Source organism: Staphylococcus sp. HMSC62B09, from assembly GCF_001839115.1.
GTDB classification, from domain to species: Bacteria; Bacillota; Bacilli; order Staphylococcales; family Staphylococcaceae; genus Staphylococcus; species Staphylococcus haemolyticus.
Map to the genome: position 1 here is coordinate 21,586 of NZ_KV840151.1, position 18,100 is coordinate 39,685.

Below are 18,100 nucleotides of genomic sequence, written 5' to 3' on the forward strand. Positions count from 1 at the left end.
AATATTATGCCAGAGGTAAAAGTTCCAGAATTAGCAGAATCTATAACAGAGGGTACCATTGCAGAATGGTTAAAAAATGTGGGAGATAGCGTTGAAAAAGGCGAAGCTATCCTAGAATTAGAGACAGATAAAGTAAACGTTGAAGTTGTTTCTGAAGAAGAAGGTGTACTTCAAGAACAATTGGCTTCTGAAGGCGACACTGTGGAAGTCGGCCAAGTTATCGCAACTGTTGGCGAAGGTAGTGGTAATGCTTCTTCAAGCAAAGATGAATCTTCAGACCAATCTCAATCTGCGAACAATGATGAAGCGACTAAACAATCAGCTCAACCAAAAGAATCTCAATCAAATAATGAAGAAACACAATCCAACCCTAACAATCAACGTGTTAATGCAACGCCATCAGCTCGTCGTCATGCACGTGAAAACGGTGTAGATTTAAGCACTGTTTCTGGAAAAGGAAACGATGTTGTACGTAAAGATGATGTCGAAAATAGCCAAAAAGCAGCTCAATCCCAATCTTCTCAAGAAGCAAGCAAAAAAGAAGAACCTAAAAAATCTACAGGTTCACCTAATAAACCTGTAATTAGAGAAAAAATGTCTCGTAGAAAGAAAACAGCTGCTAAAAAATTATTAGAAGTTTCTAATAATACAGCAATGTTAACTACATTCAATGAAGTAGATATGACAAACGTAATGGAATTACGTAAACGTAAAAAAGAACAATTTATTAAAGATCATGATGGTACTAAACTAGGTTTCATGTCATTCTTTACAAAAGCTGCAGTTGCTGCATTGAAAAAATATCCTGAAGTCAATGCTGAAATCGACGGCGATGATATGATTACTAAACAATATTATGATATAGGTGTAGCTGTTTCTACTGATGACGGTTTATTAGTTCCTTTCGTACGAGATTGTGATAAAAAGAACTTTGCAGAACTTGAAAGAGCTATTGCTGACTTAGCAGTTAAAGCAAGAGATAAAAAACTTGGTTTAGATGATATGGTTAATGGATCATTTACAATTACTAATGGTGGTGTATTTGGTTCAATGATGAGTACACCAATTATTAATGGTAACCAAGCAGCTATTCTAGGTATGCACTCAATCATTACTCGTCCAATTGCAATTGATAAAGATACAATTGAGAATAGACCAATGATGTATATTGCTTTAAGTTATGACCATAGAATTATTGATGGTAAAGAAGCAGTAGGATTCTTAAAAACGATTAAAGAATTAATCGAAAGCCCTGAAGATTTACTTTTAGAAAGCTAAGCTCAAAGGAATATAACCTCAAACTAATATTGATACAACGGCGTCACATCGTCGTTGTATTTTTTGACTCTATAATAAATTGGACTGATGACTAAAAATCATCAGTCCAATTTTTATGTTTGAATACAAAAATGGCGCAATTACCTCTATAATTATTAGCTACCAAACAAAATAAAAAAGAAAGGTAATGCGCCTATGTGTAAGTTATATTAAATACATAAAAAAACCAAAGATGATATTCAATTAATATTATATAAGCAGTGCTAAGACTATATTCAATGCCCTTAAAATAAATCGAGGTGTTATAATGAAGAACAAATAAAATTAAGAGTTATAGTTCACAAAATGCCAAGTGCACGAATAATTAAGGAAAAATGGAAAAGAGAAACAAGAAATGGATAAGTTACTTGGAATATATAAATCAATCACAAAAGAAGCTGATTTATCTAAAATTGCCATATAAGTCTCTGATGAAGAGTTAGAAGATATATTACTTGGCCGAAAATAAATAACACTCATTTATAAAAGTTCATAAGACATTTGTATAGAAAATTCAGATTGTGATTTTTAGAGAACAGCAAATAAAGTATTTAAGTAATTAGCGTTTATATTATTGACTAATTATGGAATAGATAATTCTTATAATAATTATTACATCTCTTAAATAATCCAACTATTATATTATAAGTATAGTCATTACTAATTGACTAAAAACGAACTATTTTTAATTATATAAAATTAAATCATTAGTTAAAAGGCATATTTAAAATCACCCCCCTACCTTATAGAATAAGGGTAGGGGAGGACTTGTTAATATTTATTATAAATTTGTATTTATATTCATTATACGAATTTTATCAAATTTATATTTCTCTTCGTATGTATTTTTTGAACTCATTAAATTAACGGTCCATTATATAGTTCATGATATAAATCATATTTAAAATGCGTTATAATAATTAAGAAAAGACAAATATTAGGGGTGTCATGCATGAGTGGACTTAGAAGTGTCACATTAGGGACAAGTGATCTTTCTAAAACAAATAAACTATTTAAAGATATTTTAGGACTAAATGTAGCATCTAAAAATCAAGCTTTACGTTTTGGTGATGCAGATTTAAGTCCAGGTACACGAATACATTTTGTTGAAGTGCCAAATTCTGAATATGAAAATCAACATATCGCTAGTGTTGGTTTGAGAACGCCGACAGATTCAGGATTGGATGAGTATCAAACGATTTTTAAAGATAATCAAATTCAAGCAAGTGAAATTACTGAGTTAAACGGTAATAAGCATTTTAATTTCGAAGATAGCAACCATCAAATTTTTGATATTTATTCGAATGAACATAATACGGGCGTCGGACTAGGCACACCCACTTTTGATAGTACAGTAAATCCGCTACACCAAATTCAGGGACTTGGTCCTATCATTATTAAAGTTAATGAATTGCCAGTTACAGCATCTATCCTAAAGAATGTATTTAACTTAACTCATTATGCTGAGTACGAATCAACAGAGTTTCCTGACCAAGTGATACAAGTATTTCAAATTGGCGAAGGTGGTTTAGGTGGTGAACTTCATTTATATCAGCCTAATGAACCTATTGAATTAAAAGAAGAAGGCATCGTTGAGCAAATTGAATTTAGTGCAAATTCAGTTGAAGCATTCAACAATGCACAAAAGGAATTAGATGACATTGGCATTCCTTATCAGACATTAAATCAAGGCGATGCTCAATCACTACGTATTACTGAGAATAGTGGCATCTCATTTATTTATACATTAGAAAAGTAAAACAATAATTATATGGAGGCATGAAATTTATGGCAATGTTACATGAAACATGGAAAACACGTACACCTATTAAAAAAGTTGAAGTAATTAATACAGATGCTAAGAAATTTACAGTTTCTGATATGTTAACTGTTGGAAAGCAATATGATGTTATTAATGAAACTGAGGAATACTATCAAATTATTGATAATTCTGGTTTAGTCGGTGGTTATTATAAAACGTACTTTAAAGAAGTTTAGTATCAATAATTAAGCATGTTCATGATTTAATCAAGACTTGGGGGTTATTTTGAAAAAGTGATGTAACCGTTGAAATATACTCAACATTACTTTTTCAATGCAACTTCTTAGTCTATTTTTCATTTTAAAGAAGGAGAGTAAACTACAAAAATGATTAAGAATCAATATATTAATTCAGATGAATCCGTATTTAACGATGCTAAAGCATTATTTAATTTAAATAAAAATATATTACTTAAAGGGCCAACAGGTTCTGGTAAAACCAAATTAGCGGAAACACTTAGTGCAGCTGTTAATACACCAATGCATCAAGTTAACTGTTCAGTAGATTTAGACGCTGAAAGTCTACTTGGTTTTAAGACAATTAAAACAAACGAACAAGGTCAACAAGAAATTGTTTTTATAGATGGTCCTGTAATTAAAGCAATGCGTGAAGGACATATCCTTTATATTGATGAAATAAATATGGCCAAACCTGAAACCTTACCAATACTAAATGGTGTTCTAGATTATCGTCGTCAACTTACAAACCCATTCACTGGAGAAGTGATAAAAGCGGCGCCAGGATTCAACGTTATTGCCGCAATTAATGAAGGCTATGTAGGTACACTTCCTATGAACGAAGCTTTGAAAAACCGTTTTGTTGTTATTCAAGTAGATTATATAGACGGTGAAATATTAAAAGACGTTATTAAGCAACAAAGTCAACTTCAAGATGATGCTATTATTGAACAAATTATCAAATTCAATGAAGATTTACGTACAATGTCTAAACAAGGACAAATTTCTGAAGAAGCAGCTAGTATCAGAGCATTAATAGATTTAAGTGACTTAATTACTGTAATGCCAATTGAGCGTGCTATTCAACGCACAATTATCGATAAATTAGAAGATGAGCGTGAACAACAAGCAATAAAAAATGCGATTGAATTAAACTTTTAGAGAGGGATTATTATGAGCGATCGTTTTATCAAATTTAATGATGAGCAATTAGATGCTAAGCAAGTTATGATGCTACAGGACTTAGCGCGCTTACTTCTTAAAAATGAGCAAACACAAGTTAAAATTCAAAAATTCCCTTACTATGATCCAATTAATAACATATTGATCACAAGTTGGTTCTGGTCGCACCGTCCCGAGCATATAGAGAAAGCCGGACTTAAAACTGACGTGATGCTCGCAGCCTATGGGTATCAAATGATGGATGAATCTATTGTGAATGAAGTATTACATGATAATGAGTTTGAACACCCTAAGTTTTATCAGCAAATTTTTAGATTACTAGAAGATATGCGCGTGTTTAATCATATTCGTAATGAACGCCCAAGTACTTCTAAATTAATAGATTTACGTTTACAAACGAGATTGTCTTATACTGAATCTCAAATTAAATTCTATAAAACTAAAACTGTGTATACTGATTTACTATTTTTATATTTAGAAAAAGCATTTCTTAGTCAGAATTTCTTTGATATTCCAATGATGCATTCACAATTAGACGATATTTTGAATTCTATGTTTCAATATCTGCCTAACTTTTTCCAAAATGAAACATCAGAAGATAATATGTACTTAGCTCAACGTATCATGTTCCAAATTGATGATATGTTAACCAAAGATATGTTAAATGAATATTATCATCTCCCTCGTCGTGTATATGAGGCAATCCATGAAATGACGTTTGATGAGTTAAAACGTACAGATGCGAGTAATGTAGATGGAAAAGACAATACCTCTGAGGATACTGACTCTGAGACTGCTGAAGCTGAAACGAATGCCCAAGATAGTAAATCAGAAGGCGGTGCTTACCTTGAAATGGAACTTCATGAGGGCGAGAATAGTGAGGTAATAAGTGATAATGATACTGCTCGTGAAGGTGATTCTACAGACGATATGACAGACATGATGACCAAAAAGGGTCGCGGTTCTGACAATACATTAAATAATGATGAAGGTGGCTCTATAGGAGAGAATGCATCATTCGCACTTAAAGGGATTAATGAAAATGTAGAAGTTAAATGGAATGTTCCCGATATCGAACCGGATTACTTATTAGAGTATCAAAATGTTAAAAACGATGTTCAATTTGAAACTAAGGATTTAATTCAAATTATCAAGAAAACTATTGATCGCGAACATGTTGATGAGCGACATAACCTTACTAAAGGTCGTTTGCAAAGAGATTTAACAAATTGGTTTATCGATGATCAATATAAATTATTTTATAAAAAACAAGATTTAAGTAAAACGTTTGATGCCACTTTTACTTTATTAATTGATGCATCTGCAAGTATGTTCGATAAGATGGAAGAGACAATCAAAGGGGTTGTTCTTTTCCACGAAACATTGAAAGCATTAAATGTTAAACATGAAATACTTGCGTTCAATGAAGATGCATTTGATTCTGATGATCGTAAACAGCCTAACATCATTGATGAAATTGTTCATTATGATTATTCAACCATGGAAAAAAGTGGCCCTCGAATCATGTCTTTACACCCACAAGATGATAACCGTGATGGCGTAGCTATACGTATTGCTAGCGAACGCTTGCTAAGAAGAAGTCATAATCAACGTTTCTTGATAGTATTTTCCGATGGTGAGCCTTCAGCCTACAATTATGCACAAGATGGTATTTTAGACACTTATGAAGGTGTAGAAATGGCCCGCAAATATGGTATTGAAGTATTTAATGTGTTTTTGAGTCAAGATGTTATAACAGAAGATATTGAACAAACCATTCATAACATTTATGGTCAATACGCATTATTTGTAGAAGGTGTAGAAAACTTGCCGAGTCATTTATCGCCATTACTAAAAAAATTACTTCTAAAATCATTTTAATAGATATATGATTTCTATTTTAAATATTTATCAACTTTTCAAATTTTCTGAAATCACATAGACTTGTAAATCCTTTTTATGCTAGAATGTTTAATATTGCAAACATACACATAAAAAGGAGCAATTCTATGAATAAGAATACTTGGATAGTAGGATTTACATTATTCGCTATGTTTTTTGGCGCAGGTAATCTTATTTTCCCACCAAATTTAGGCCAAGATAGTGGTCATTTCTTTTGGCCAGCAGTTATCGCATTTTGTTTAACAGGAATCGGCTTACCATTGTTAGGCGTTATCGTTGGCGCATTAGATAAGCAAGGCTATGTTGGTTCATTAAATAAAATATCACCTAAATTTTCTGTAATATTTTTAATTATTATATATTTAACAATAGGGCCTCTGTTTGCAATTCCGCGTACAGCTTCGACTTCATTTGAGATGACTGTGACACCAATTGCTCATACGAATAGTAATTTAGTGTTATTTATATTCACTCTTATCTATTTCCTAGTCGTTCTTTACCTATGTATAAATCCAGGTAAAATTGTAGATCGTATAGGATCTTTATTAACACCATTATTATTAATAACAATTTTAGCAATGATTATTAAAGGATTTGTTGATTATAATGGTAATGCACCATCTCATGGAAACAAGGTTGATTACAATTCAGCTATTGGAAGTTTCTCAAAAGGCTTTACAGAAGGGTATTTAACTATGGATGCAATCGCAGCAATTGCTTTTTCAATGATAGTAGTTAACGCGATAAAAGCTACAGGGGTTAAACATGCAAATCAAATATTTAAACAAACAGTTATGTCAGGCTTAATTGCAGCCATAGCGCTTGTATTTATATATGTTTCATTAGGATTTATAGGCAATCATATGAACGTTGACAGCGCGACACTTAAAAATCTGACAGCTAAAGATCAAAATGTTGGTGCTTATTTATTAACAACAATGGCGGCGAATGGTTTTGGTATCTTCGGTAAATATTTATTGGGTATTATCGTTGCACTCGCTTGTTTAACAACTGCTTGTGGCTTAATTGTATCTGTAAGTCAATATTTTAATAGAATATTCCCTAAAGTTTCATACAAAGCTTATACAATATTCTTTACTTTGATTAGTTTCATACTGGCAAATTTAGGTTTAAATGCTGTAATTTCTATGTCAGTACCAGTATTGAGCGTTATTTATCCTATAGCAATAACTGTTGTATTACTAATTTTACTTGCACGATTCATTCCAACTAAACCAGTTGCACAGCAAGTACCAATTGCAGTTATTAGTATTGTTTCAATATTAAGTGTTATAAGTACTAATGGTTGGGTGAAGATGTCATTTATAGATGCTTTACCGTTAAAGCAATATTCTTTAGAATGGTTTCCAATAGCAGTAGTCGCAACTATTATTGGATATGTCGTTGCTAAATTCGTAAACCAAGACCATATTGTTTATCAAAAAGAATAGCTATCTAAACGAATTAATTATAATAAAAAAGCACATCATACTCATTTTGAGTTGTGATGTGCTTTAATCATTTTAGCTATTCCTTCTTCATCGAAAGTAAGTGTTGTTTTAATTCATCTTCTAAGCCAACAAGTTCTTTCTCAGCCTCTTTACGCTTTTGACGACCATTTTGTTGGATTTGAAGTGTTTGTTCAATTGTTTCAATAATATCACTTTGCGTTGTTTTAAGTGTTTCAATGTCTACAATGCCACGCTCATTTTCCGTAGCAGTTTCAATGGCATTTTGTTTTAACATAGCCGCATTCTGAGTAAGTAAATCATTGGTTGTATCTGTTACGGCACGTTGGGCAGACACTGCATTACGCTGTCTCATTAACGTAAGGGCAATTGCCATCTGATTTTTCCAAAGTGGAATACTTGTAAGAATAGAACTTTGAATTTTCTCAGCCAATGCTTGATTAACGTTTTGAATCATGCGAATTTGTGGTGCAGTTTGTATTGCAATTTGACGAGATAATTGTAAATCATAAATACGCTTATCTAAGCGATCAACAAATTGCTCCATATCCGCTACGGCTTGTATATCCATTTGATTACCAGTTTGATTGGCATGTTCTTGTAGTTTCGGAATGTCGTTCGTTTGTATTTCATGTTTTTTTCTTTTAGCGGCGGCGATATATAAATTAACATCATCAAAGTAATCTTTATTTTGTTGATATAATCCGTCTAATAATTTGATATCTTTTGATAGATTATTTTTGTGTTTATCAAGCTGAATTGTAATTCTATCAATTTGGGAACTTACTGATTGCATCCTAGAAAACACTTCATTAATTGAAGCTTTGGTACGTTTAAAAAAGCGCTTAAGTTTGGATTGTTTCTCTGGATTTAACTCATCAGGATTTACAGCTTTTAACTTAGTCATTAATTGATTAAGTGAATCTCCAACAGGTCCAATATCTTTAGTCTGCACTTCATCCAGCATTTTATGTGAGAATTGAGACATATTTTCTTGCAAATGTGAGCCATATGATAATAGACCATCATTGTCTAAAGGTTTAATTTGTTGACTAATACTTTCAATTTTTTGCATTTCTTTATCACTGAATTGTTGCTGAAAATCATCTAAAACTGTATTTTGATTCGCTAGACTGACATTGCTATTATTATCTAGGTTTTTTAGTTGTTGTTGTACTATATAATCATCTAATGGATGTGAGTTGTTAAATTGATCATTTCGAGGCATTTAAAAAATCGCTCCATTTCTTTATTCTAGTTATCTTTATGACGTTTTTGTTCTAATTTGTTAATTTCCATTTCAACATCTAGACGCTCGTAATCATCTTCATTGATTCTCTTCAGATCAGCAATCAACGTACGTTTAACTTCATCTAAAGTTATACGAGTATGTTCTAATTTTTGTTTTTCTTCAATAGTTTTTTTCGGCATTTTTGCTAATCGAGTATATGACTCTATTAAATTTAGCGCATTATCTATATGCGAATAAAAGAAACTCTCTACTTTAAAAAACATTGCTGGCCTTTGTTTAACAGCAAAATGAATTGATTTTGAAATCCTATATATATCATTGATTTGTCTGAAATCTTGAATAGATCTTACATTAACAAATGATTTTAATATTGTTCGTATCTTATCTTGTGTTTGCTTTAAATGGTTGCTTACGTAATGATAGTCTCTTCGTGAAAGACCAATTTCTGTTAAATACTTCCTAGACGTGAGTCGTTGAGTAGGGAAGTAGGACACAAAAAACATCCCAATACCAACCAAAGCGTCAATAATAAATGAAAGATCAAAGCTAAATACGCTGACCATCCAAGATACCATAGCTACTGGAATTCCTACAATTACGCCTAAAAGTCGAGAAATATTATATCTCAAATTACATCTTCCTTTTTATATTTAAATCGATTTAAAATCAGAAAAATCTTCACTCACATTAGTATCTTCAAGCTCATAGTGTGTAACATGTGAAGCAGGTGATGCACCCTCAGTTACAGCATTAATAAACTGTTGGATGTCATCGTCATTACCTATTGCATATATTTCAACATAATCATCTACATTCTGGACAGTGCCTAGAATATGATACTTATTCGCTAATCTTTGTGTATAATATCGAAAGCCTACACCTTGAACCGTCCCAAACACTTGTAAATGCTTTTGCTTCATAGTATCACTCCTTATACTTATTATACGAAGTTTTATACTAAAAAACTAATAATTACTATGGAATAAATAGGCTATCGGACAAAAGTATGAGACATTATATTTTTAATTCAGATATAAAATAGTTAAAATAATTATTATAGGCTAATTGAAAGGGGAAATATATATGTGGACAGTTGCCAAAATTAGAGCTGACTATGAGGGATGGTGGTTATTTAGTGACTGGACAGATAAAATTATAGAGCAATATCAATTTACTTCATATGATGAAATGCTAAACTACTACATTAACATAATTTCAAAAAGTAAAGATTATTACGATAATTATGTTGTTGGAAAATACAATATTCATGCGTTTTATAACAATTGCGATTTAAACTTTTGTGAAGATTGTGAAGAAGATTTACAAATATTTTATAGTTTTATTGTATTAAATAATAAAGAAGTATATTATAATCTACCAAAAATTAATTAAAAGATAATTTTCTATAATTGTATTGCAATTTGGTAAGAACTAACATATAATTATTATTAAGCAATGGTTTTATTCCATATTGCAAAGAATATCTGTAAGAGTTATATATAGCGTTTTGTTATTAATACATAATTGTCACATGTATTTTTTGTAATATGCGAATAATGCATATTGAAAGAATTTAGTCTTGGAGGTTTCAGAATTATGAAACAAGGTACAGTTAAATGGTTTAACGCTGAAAAAGGTTTTGGTTTTATCGAAGTTGAAGGTGAAAACGACGTATTCGTACACTTTTCAGCAATTAACCAAGATGGTTACAAATCATTAGAAGAAGGTCAATCAGTTGAATTTGAAGTAGTTGAAGGCGATCGCGGTCCTCAAGCTGCAAACGTTGTTAAACTATAATAAATAGATTGTAAAATATTGACTTTAGTAACACCTTACCAAGATGTAGGGTGTTTTTTTATTTTTAAGTTAAAATTGCTTAAGAAAAAAGTTCTACGAAAAATGAGATTAATGAAACTATCAATTTGTTTCATTAATCTCATTTTTTATAAAGAAAGTTTGTTTTTAATTCAATAGTACAAAATACAATATCATTTTTTATTATATATATTATTATACTGATAAGTAGGAGAAAGGAGAAGTGATTATGCAAGAATTTGGTCATCTTGAAGGTGACACTATCATTGGCCGTAATCATGGGAGTGCTGTCATAACCTTAGTAGAAAGAATCACTAAGATGATTATCACTATACGACCTCAAAGCCGCAAGGCAGATGATATTGAAGATGCTCTTCACTCTATGTTTTCAGCTTTACCTCCTCATATATTTAAATCGATTACTTTCGATTGTGGTAAGGAGCTCTCCAACTGGAAAACAATCTGTAACCGATACGATATCTCGATATTCTTTGCTGACCCCGACACTCCGTCGCAATGTGGATTGAATGAACATTCTAACGGGATACTTAGACGCAATGGATTAGATAAAGAATTAGACTTTAATTCAGTCACTGATGATCTTATCATTAGTGTTGCTCAAAATATAAATCATCGTCCCAGAAAATCGCTGGGCTATAAAACACCATTGGAAGTATTTATGAGTTTCATCGAAGATGAGAAATTGTCTAGTTTATTTTGACAAACGAAATTATTAAAAGATACTAAATATAATCATTATTTAATGACAAATTTGATAGTCTTATTTTTTACCGATGCTATTTTAATATTTTTTTCACTTATTGCATCTATACATTTCAATACTGGAGTAACTATTATTACTTTAATTACAAGATATATTCTCATAAAAGTTACAGACAGTATTGATAAAATTAAGCTTTTACTATCTAATTTTATCAAATTAGATAGTAATATTAGCTTTCCAAAAAATTTATTAATAATGAGTGTTATTACTTTATTATACATAGTAGTTATATATCTTGTATCAAAACTTATTTTTAAAAAATTACAATATTAGTAATCATATATCTTAATAATAAAATTAATTATTAAGATATTAAAAACCTACGTAGCAAAATTTATAAAGTCTACGTAGGTTTTAAGTTTAAACTTCTCTTTTAACATTCTTAAGAATTATTTTTTTATTGTTAATTTTTATTTAGTGTCGTTAATAATCAATTGACGTAATGATTGGCGTTTAATAACTTCACGTGCTTTACCATCTTTTATGAAAAATACAGGTGGTTTCTGCATTTGGTTGTAATTAGAAGCCATTGAGTAATGATATGCTCCTGTAGAAAGAATCGCTAGGTAATCACCACGTTGAACAGAAGAAGGGAGTTTCGCATCACGAATAATGATGTCACCTGATTCACATAATTTACCAGCAATTGTTACTGTTTCATCAGCTTCTTCATGACGGTTTACTAATAATGCTTGATATTTGGCACCATATAATGCAGTTCTAATGTGATCGCTCATGCCACCATCAATTGAAACATATTTGTTTACTTCAGGAATTTCTTTAATTGTACCTACTTCGTATAAAGTAATTCCAGCTTCTCCAACAATAGAACGGCCTGGTTCAATACCAATTTCCGGTACTTCATAATTTAGACGTTCAGTTTCAGCTTTGATTGCATCTGTAATTTCTGCAATACCTTCTTCAATAGGGAAGCTTACGTCTCCTTCAACGTATTTGATACCGAAACCTCCACCTAGATTAAGTAATTCAACTTTGATATCATTTTCAGAAAGCCAGTTAAGCACAATCTTAGCAGTTTCAATCATCGCTTCAGTTCCTTCGATTTGAGAACCAATATGGAAGTGAATACCTTTTAGATGTAAACGTTTAGAGTCGCTCACTTTATTAACCGCTTCAATCGCTAAGCCATGGCGAATTGATAAACCGAATTTACTATCTTCTTGGCCAGTTTGAATAAACTCATGCGTATGTGCTTCAACACCAGGATTTACGCGTAATACTACATTTACAGTGTCGCTCGCATATCTGTCGATTAAATCAATTTCCTCAAGTGAATCGATAACAAAATAACCAACGCCACTTTCTAAAGCGTATTGTATTTCACGTTTAGTTTTGTTATTTCCATGAAAGTGGATCTTACTTGGGTCAAACTTTGCTTCTAATGCAGTATATAATTCACCTTCAGAAACTACATCTAATTGTAAGTCTTCTTCTTGTACTAATTTGACCATTTGGATACATGTAAATGCTTTCGAAGCATATGAAATATTATATTTCAAACCGCTTTTTTGAAAAGCTTTATGGTATCTACGCATTTGATTGCGAATTTCATCTTCGTCATAAACAATAGTAGGGGTACCAAAACTTTGAGCAAGTGTTTTTAAACTTGTACCTGCCATAGTTAATTCACCATATTCATTATATTTTAATGCCATTTTTATCTATACTCCTTTATGAGAGAATCATGATTCATCGCACTAAGTTGTTCTGAGTTAGCGCCTACACCTTTGAATGTATATTCATCAATGCGTATATCGTTATTATATAATATCACTTCATCTTGTGCATGGACTTCATCATCAACTTCTACAAACATGTGACTCATCATTAATGCGCGAATAGGGTAGCGTTTACCTTTAATTAAAGCTTCATGTTTAGCTCTCGATTTAAGAATACCATCTCCATAGCCTACATCTACAACTGCTAATCGCGTATGATCTCTTGTAGCTTCAAATGCAAAACTATACCCACAATTATCTCCATCATTCACTTCACGCACTTGTATCACATTACCTTTTACAGTAAGAGATTGTTTAATACTATACTCATCTAAATCACTATATGGTCGAGAACCATACAATGCAATGCCTACACGCGCATGTGTATGATAGGGTAAAAGTTTCTGACCTTCACGATAGTAACTTGCACTATTTTGCGCATGAATTAAATCAAATTGATAACCCTCATCTAATAAGGTATCGACTATATTTAACCATGCTTCACGTTCTATACTATACTCAGGCACATCAAATTCATCTGCATAACCAAAGTGCGTCCACAATCCACTAATAATCATTTTGTCTTCATTTGAGTTAATATAATGATCATTGAGTACTTCTCTAATTTCTTCTAATGTTTTAAATCCTGAACGATGAAGTAAATTTTCAAATTCTAAGTGCACTTTGATACCATTCAAATCATTCTTATATTTGTAATAATAGGCTAATGACGGTAAAGTCATTTGTATTTGATATTTTCTTACTTTTTCAAAATCATAAACAGCGTTCATTAAGAATATAGTGGCATCAGGTGCTATTTCTCGTACTTTAATGGCTTCTTTTAAAGAGGTAGTGCTGAATGTATTAATTCTAGCTTTTAAAAAAGTAGTAACAGCAAACTCCAAACCATAATGATAAGCGTTGTTCTTCACCACAGCCATAATTGAATTATCATTTTTAACTTTAATAGCATTTTGTAAAAACGCTTCTTTATCGACGGACCATATTGCTGTCAATGTGAATTACTCCTCTCCATAATGCATTAATAATTGTTCATAATAATTTGCTACATAGATTAATACTTTCTCATCAAAATTAAGATGAGACGTATGAAGTCCAGTCACATAACCTTTGTCTTCATTACGCGTACCAACGAATGCAAAGTAGGCAGGGGCTAACTGTTGACCATAGAAGCTAAAGTCTTCACCAAATAAAAATGGTAGGGGTTTATCTATAACTTCTAGATTTGCAGCATTAATTGCTTGTTCTACACTCGCACGCAATTTAGGGCTGTTCATAGTAGGTGGGTAGCCTTCTTCAAATTTCACTTCACAATCCACATTAAATAATAAGCTTACACTCTCAGCAATTTTATGCATTTGTGTTTTTACTACATTTAAATCATTTGGATCATAAGTTCGAATCGTTCCTTCTAAATATCCATGGCTAGCTACAGTGTTAATAGCTTCTCCAGCTTCAAAATGACCCATATGAACAATATTTCGTTTTAAGCCATTAAGATGATACTGTTGTATTTGTCCTACTTGATTTAGAACGTGTAGAAGGGCTTCACCACAGGAATGACCTTGCTCTTTATCTGCAACATGACTTGATAATCCTTTTAAGAAGAAGCGATATTCAGTTGCACTTGCTGTAATTTCTTCATCACGGATAACAACTTGTCCTTCATCGGCAAATGGATTAACATGGATGCCAAAAACAGCTTCTATTGGATAGTTATTAAACGCACCTGCTTTAATTAGACGATTCGCTCCGCCACCAGTTTCTTCGGCAGGTTGGAAGATGAATACAACGTTGTGTGGAAGCGTTCCTTTATCGAACATTTCTTTGCAGCGTTTAACAAATAACATTAATGCCGTTGTATGTCCGTCGTGACCACATGCATGCATTACATTATCCGTTTGACTTCGATAATCGACATCATTTTCTTCAAAAATTGGTAACGCATCGATATCCGCACGAAATGCAATGGTATGATCACTATTACCGTTTAAGTATGCTATTGCACCAGTTTCAAGAGGGCGCTCATATGACACTCCTAATTCGTCTAAAAACTGTGTAATGTATTTTGTCGTCTCGAATTCATGTAAACTTAATTCTGGATGTTGATGTAAATGTCTTCTATGTTTAGTTACAAACTCTAATTCACTCATCATATCATTCCTTTATTAACTTAATTTGTCTTATTAATATTGTAACTTATTTCATCTTTTTATGTATGAGGTGATATTAATTTAAAATAGTCTTAATTTTGAAATAGAGTCGCATGGATTATTTGTCCACTGCTTGGGTCTATTGGTAAAAATTCTAAATAAATACGCTTTATTATGCCAAATCCACTCTTCATAAGAATAACTAAAACTGAGAAGAGCTCAGTTAAGCGCCTTCTCAGTTCAATAAGGCCATTGTGATTATGCAATACAGCTATAAAATAGTCTTTTGTCATTACCACTCATCAAATACTCATATCATTAGTCATTTAATTTTCTTAATGCTGAAACAATTTCACGTTTAGAGTCTTCTACTTCCGAAGTTTGTTTAATCACTTTAGCAGGGGTACCAGCTACGACTGCACCAGCTGGAACATCTTGAGTAACAATAGCACCTGCAGCGACAATCGCGCCTTCGCCAACATGAACACCTTCTAAAATGACTGCATTAGCACCAATTAATACATTATCATCTATGACTACTGGTGAAGCACTAGGAGGCTCAATTACGCCAGCTAGAACTGCGCCAGCACCTACATGCACATTCTTACCAGTTGTCGCACGACCGCCTAATGTAGCATTCATATCAATCATAGTTCCTTCACCAACTACAGCACCAATGTTGATTGTTGCGCCCATCATAACGACAGCACCGTCTTCAATAATAGCTTGTTCACGTATAAATGCACCTGGTTCAATACGCGCATTTGTGTTTGTTACGTCTTTAAGTGGAATTGCAGAATTACGACGATCCATTTCAATTTCTAACTCAGTAATTGTATTTTGATTTGATTCATAGAATGGTTTCCAATCATCGGCTTCACAAAAGATTACTTTAGAATTGTCGGAACCAAATACTTTAAAAGAATCAGGGAAGGTAACACCATCAAAATTACCATTAACATATACTTTTAATGGTGTAGATTTTTTGGCGTCACTAATATATTGAATAATTTCCTCAGCTGATAAATGTTGTACCATAATTTAAGTCTCTCCTTAATATTTTCTAGATTTTATATCTTATAAGTTGTCAAACGTGTAATAACCGCTAGATTGGTTTATTAATTTTTCAGCAGCAGTGATTGCTCCATTTGCAAAAATATCTTTAGACTGTGCTTTATGTGAGATTGTAATGGTTTCATCTGTTCCTGCAAATAATACATCATGTTCACCTACAATAGTCCCACCACGAATAGAGTGAATGCCAACTTCATCTTTAGTGCGTTGTTCTGTATGTTCATGTCGATCATAAACTGGTGTGATATTTTGGCGTAAGTCTTTAATAACATCATATATTTTTACTAATGTACCACTAGGAGCATCTACTTTTTTATTATGATGTGCTTCAGTCAACTCGATATCATAATCTTGAAGAAGTGGTACAGCTGCTTCTAATATTTTAGTTAAAGCATGTACACCATAACTCATATTTGCACTAAAGAATATGGGCATGTTATGGCTTAATTCATTTAACTTTTCAACTAATTTTTCCTTTTCACCTGTAGTAGCTATAACTAAAGGTAATTGAAACTCTTCTTCAAGAAGTGGTAACAATAGATTAGGATTTGAAAAATCAATCGCTACATCCGCTTCATTTTGTGCATCAGCAATGTGATCATAGTGTGTATATGGTGTTGTCTCATTTTTTTGAGGTTCAATAACACCCATAATTTCATGACCTTTTTCCTCTGCTAAGCGAGCTACTCTTTGATTCATTGCACCGTAACCAATAAGTAAAATTTTCATTAAAGTTCACCTGCTTTAAACTGTTCAAATGCATTGATTAAGACTTTGGCATCTGCATCTTCTAACGGAAGAAGTGGTAAACGCAATTCATAATTACCAAAACCTAAATGACTTGTTAACGCTTTAATTGGAATAGGATTAACATCTACAGAAAGGGCATCTAATAATTTACTAATTGGTTCGAAATCGTTTGAAATATCTTGTCCACTTTGTTTAGCATCATATAAAGCTTGGAATTCTTTAGGAATTGCATTTGCAATAACTGAGATAACACCATTGCCACCTCTTTGATAAAATTCGACAACATTATCATCATTACCACTATATAAAGCGACTTCTTCTTGATTGATACGACTTTTAACGTCTTCATAATATTCAAAGTCATTTGTGGCATCTTTGATTGCAACAATATATTGGTTATGACTTAATGTTTCAACTGTCTCTGGTTCAATTGTCATATTTGTACGAGAAGGTACATTATATAGTACAACTGGCAATTCAACTTCATTCGCAATCGTTTCGAAGTGTTTAACTAAGCCACGTTGATTTGTTTTATTGTAGTAGGGGGTAATTAACATAATTGCATCTGCACCAAGTGCTTTAGCGCGTTGAGATGCTTGAATTGATTTGGCAGTATTATTCGTACCTGTACCTGCAATAATAGTCACACGATGATTAACTTGCTTTATAACTGACTCCAATACTTGTTCTTTTTCTTCTTCAGTTAAAGTAGGGCTCTCAGCTGTAGTTCCATTAACAATAATTGCTTTTACATCATTGTTTAATAGGAAATCTACATGTCTCTCTAATGCATTATAATCAACTTCATTATTTGTGAATGGGGTAGCAAGTGCTACTCCCACACCTTCGAATAAATGTGGCAT

At 32.2% G+C, this 18,100-nt stretch carries 17 protein-coding genes and 1 pseudogene; 9 read left to right on the forward strand and 9 right to left on the reverse strand.

Going from position 1 to position 18,100, the window contains the following annotated elements; translation table 11 throughout:
• The first annotated feature begins 6 nt into the window (after window positions 1–6).
• The 6 genes from sucB (at window position 7) to brnQ (ending at window position 7,631) form a co-directional block, all read left to right on the forward strand.
• On the forward strand, window positions 7–1,278 hold the full coding sequence (gene sucB / locus HMPREF3265_RS08170) for a dihydrolipoyllysine-residue succinyltransferase (RefSeq protein ID WP_037551432.1): 1,272 nt from the start codon (window positions 7–9) through the stop codon (window positions 1,276–1,278).
• Between the two features lie 991 nt (window positions 1,279–2,269).
• Window positions 2,270–3,076, forward strand: a complete 807-nt coding sequence (locus HMPREF3265_RS08175) for a VOC family protein (protein ID WP_037551426.1) — start codon at window positions 2,270–2,272, stop codon at window positions 3,074–3,076.
• A 35-nt stretch (window positions 3,077–3,111) separates the two neighbouring features.
• On the forward strand, window positions 3,112–3,315 hold the full coding sequence (locus HMPREF3265_RS08180) for a DUF6501 family protein (RefSeq protein ID WP_029376685.1): 204 nt from the start codon (window positions 3,112–3,114) through the stop codon (window positions 3,313–3,315).
• Between the two features lie 150 nt (window positions 3,316–3,465).
• Window positions 3,466–4,257 (forward strand): ATP-binding protein, encoded by a 792-nt coding sequence (locus HMPREF3265_RS08185; RefSeq protein WP_037551425.1) that lies wholly within the window; start codon window positions 3,466–3,468, stop codon window positions 4,255–4,257.
• A 12-nt stretch (window positions 4,258–4,269) separates the two neighbouring features.
• Complete coding sequence (locus HMPREF3265_RS08190; RefSeq protein ID WP_037551424.1) at window positions 4,270–6,159, forward strand: vWA domain-containing protein; 1,890 nt, start codon at window positions 4,270–4,272, stop codon at window positions 6,157–6,159.
• A 128-nt stretch (window positions 6,160–6,287) separates the two neighbouring features.
• On the forward strand, window positions 6,288–7,631 hold the full coding sequence (brnQ, locus tag HMPREF3265_RS08195) for a branched-chain amino acid-like transporter carrier protein BrnQ3 (protein ID WP_037551423.1): 1,344 nt from the start codon (window positions 6,288–6,290) through the stop codon (window positions 7,629–7,631).
• Window positions 7,632–7,707: 76 nt separating this feature from the next.
• Here brnQ and HMPREF3265_RS08200 read toward each other — a convergent pair whose 3' ends face one another.
• The 3 genes from HMPREF3265_RS08200 to HMPREF3265_RS08210 are packed head-to-tail and all read right to left on the reverse strand — an operon-like array spanning window position 7,708 to window position 9,821.
• Entirely contained in the window at window positions 7,708–8,877 is a 1,170-nt protein-coding gene (locus tag HMPREF3265_RS08200) for a toxic anion resistance protein (RefSeq protein ID WP_070861333.1), read from the reverse strand.
• Window positions 8,878–8,903: 26 nt separating this feature from the next.
• The gene (locus tag HMPREF3265_RS08205; protein WP_037551419.1) at window positions 8,904–9,530 is read right to left on the reverse strand and encodes a 5-bromo-4-chloroindolyl phosphate hydrolysis family protein; all 627 of its coding nucleotides are present in this window, start codon (window positions 9,528–9,530) and stop codon (window positions 8,904–8,906) included.
• Window positions 9,531–9,551: 21 nt separating this feature from the next.
• Complete coding sequence (locus HMPREF3265_RS08210) at window positions 9,552–9,821, reverse strand: acylphosphatase (protein WP_037551418.1); 270 nt, start codon at window positions 9,819–9,821, stop codon at window positions 9,552–9,554.
• Between the two features lie 163 nt (window positions 9,822–9,984).
• On the opposite strand from HMPREF3265_RS08210, the gene msaA reads away from it, so the two are divergent.
• The 3 genes and pseudogenes from msaA to HMPREF3265_RS08225 all read left to right on the forward strand — a co-directional run.
• Window positions 9,985–10,293, forward strand: a complete 309-nt coding sequence (msaA, locus tag HMPREF3265_RS08215) for a regulatory protein MsaA (RefSeq protein WP_037551417.1) — start codon at window positions 9,985–9,987, stop codon at window positions 10,291–10,293.
• 204 nt (window positions 10,294–10,497) lie between these two features.
• On the forward strand, window positions 10,498–10,698 hold the full coding sequence (gene cspA / locus HMPREF3265_RS08220) for a cold shock protein CspA (protein WP_002433901.1): 201 nt from the start codon (window positions 10,498–10,500) through the stop codon (window positions 10,696–10,698).
• A gap of 250 nt (window positions 10,699–10,948) precedes the next feature.
• Window positions 10,949–11,437, forward strand: a pseudogene (locus HMPREF3265_RS08225) (IS30 family transposase); the annotation flags it as partial.
• 473 nt (window positions 11,438–11,910) lie between these two features.
• Here HMPREF3265_RS08225 and lysA read toward each other — a convergent pair.
• From lysA to dapA, 6 genes are all read right to left on the reverse strand, one after another.
• Window positions 11,911–13,176, reverse strand: a complete 1,266-nt coding sequence (lysA, locus tag HMPREF3265_RS08235; protein WP_070581382.1) for a diaminopimelate decarboxylase — start codon at window positions 13,174–13,176, stop codon at window positions 11,911–11,913.
• Between the two features lie 2 nt (window positions 13,177–13,178).
• Window positions 13,179–14,255 carry an alanine racemase gene (locus tag HMPREF3265_RS08240; RefSeq protein ID WP_070581383.1) on the reverse strand — a complete coding sequence of 359 codons (1,077 nt, stop codon included), beginning with the start codon at window positions 14,253–14,255 and terminating at the stop codon, window positions 13,179–13,181.
• Window positions 14,256–14,261: 6 nt separating this feature from the next.
• Window positions 14,262–15,413 (reverse strand): amidohydrolase, encoded by a 1,152-nt coding sequence (locus tag HMPREF3265_RS08245; protein WP_070440010.1) that lies wholly within the window; start codon window positions 15,411–15,413, stop codon window positions 14,262–14,264.
• A 318-nt stretch (window positions 15,414–15,731) separates the two neighbouring features.
• On the reverse strand, window positions 15,732–16,451 hold the full coding sequence (dapD, locus tag HMPREF3265_RS08250; RefSeq protein ID WP_070861338.1) for a 2,3,4,5-tetrahydropyridine-2,6-dicarboxylate N-acetyltransferase: 720 nt from the start codon (window positions 16,449–16,451) through the stop codon (window positions 15,732–15,734).
• 39 nt (window positions 16,452–16,490) lie between these two features.
• Window positions 16,491–17,216 (reverse strand): 4-hydroxy-tetrahydrodipicolinate reductase, encoded by a 726-nt coding sequence (gene dapB / locus HMPREF3265_RS08255; protein ID WP_070861340.1) that lies wholly within the window; start codon window positions 17,214–17,216, stop codon window positions 16,491–16,493.
• The gene (dapA, locus tag HMPREF3265_RS08260; protein WP_070861342.1) at window positions 17,216–18,100 is read right to left on the reverse strand and encodes a 4-hydroxy-tetrahydrodipicolinate synthase; all 885 of its coding nucleotides are present in this window, start codon (window positions 18,098–18,100) and stop codon (window positions 17,216–17,218) included. The genes dapB and dapA overlap by 1 nt, the downstream gene beginning before the upstream one ends.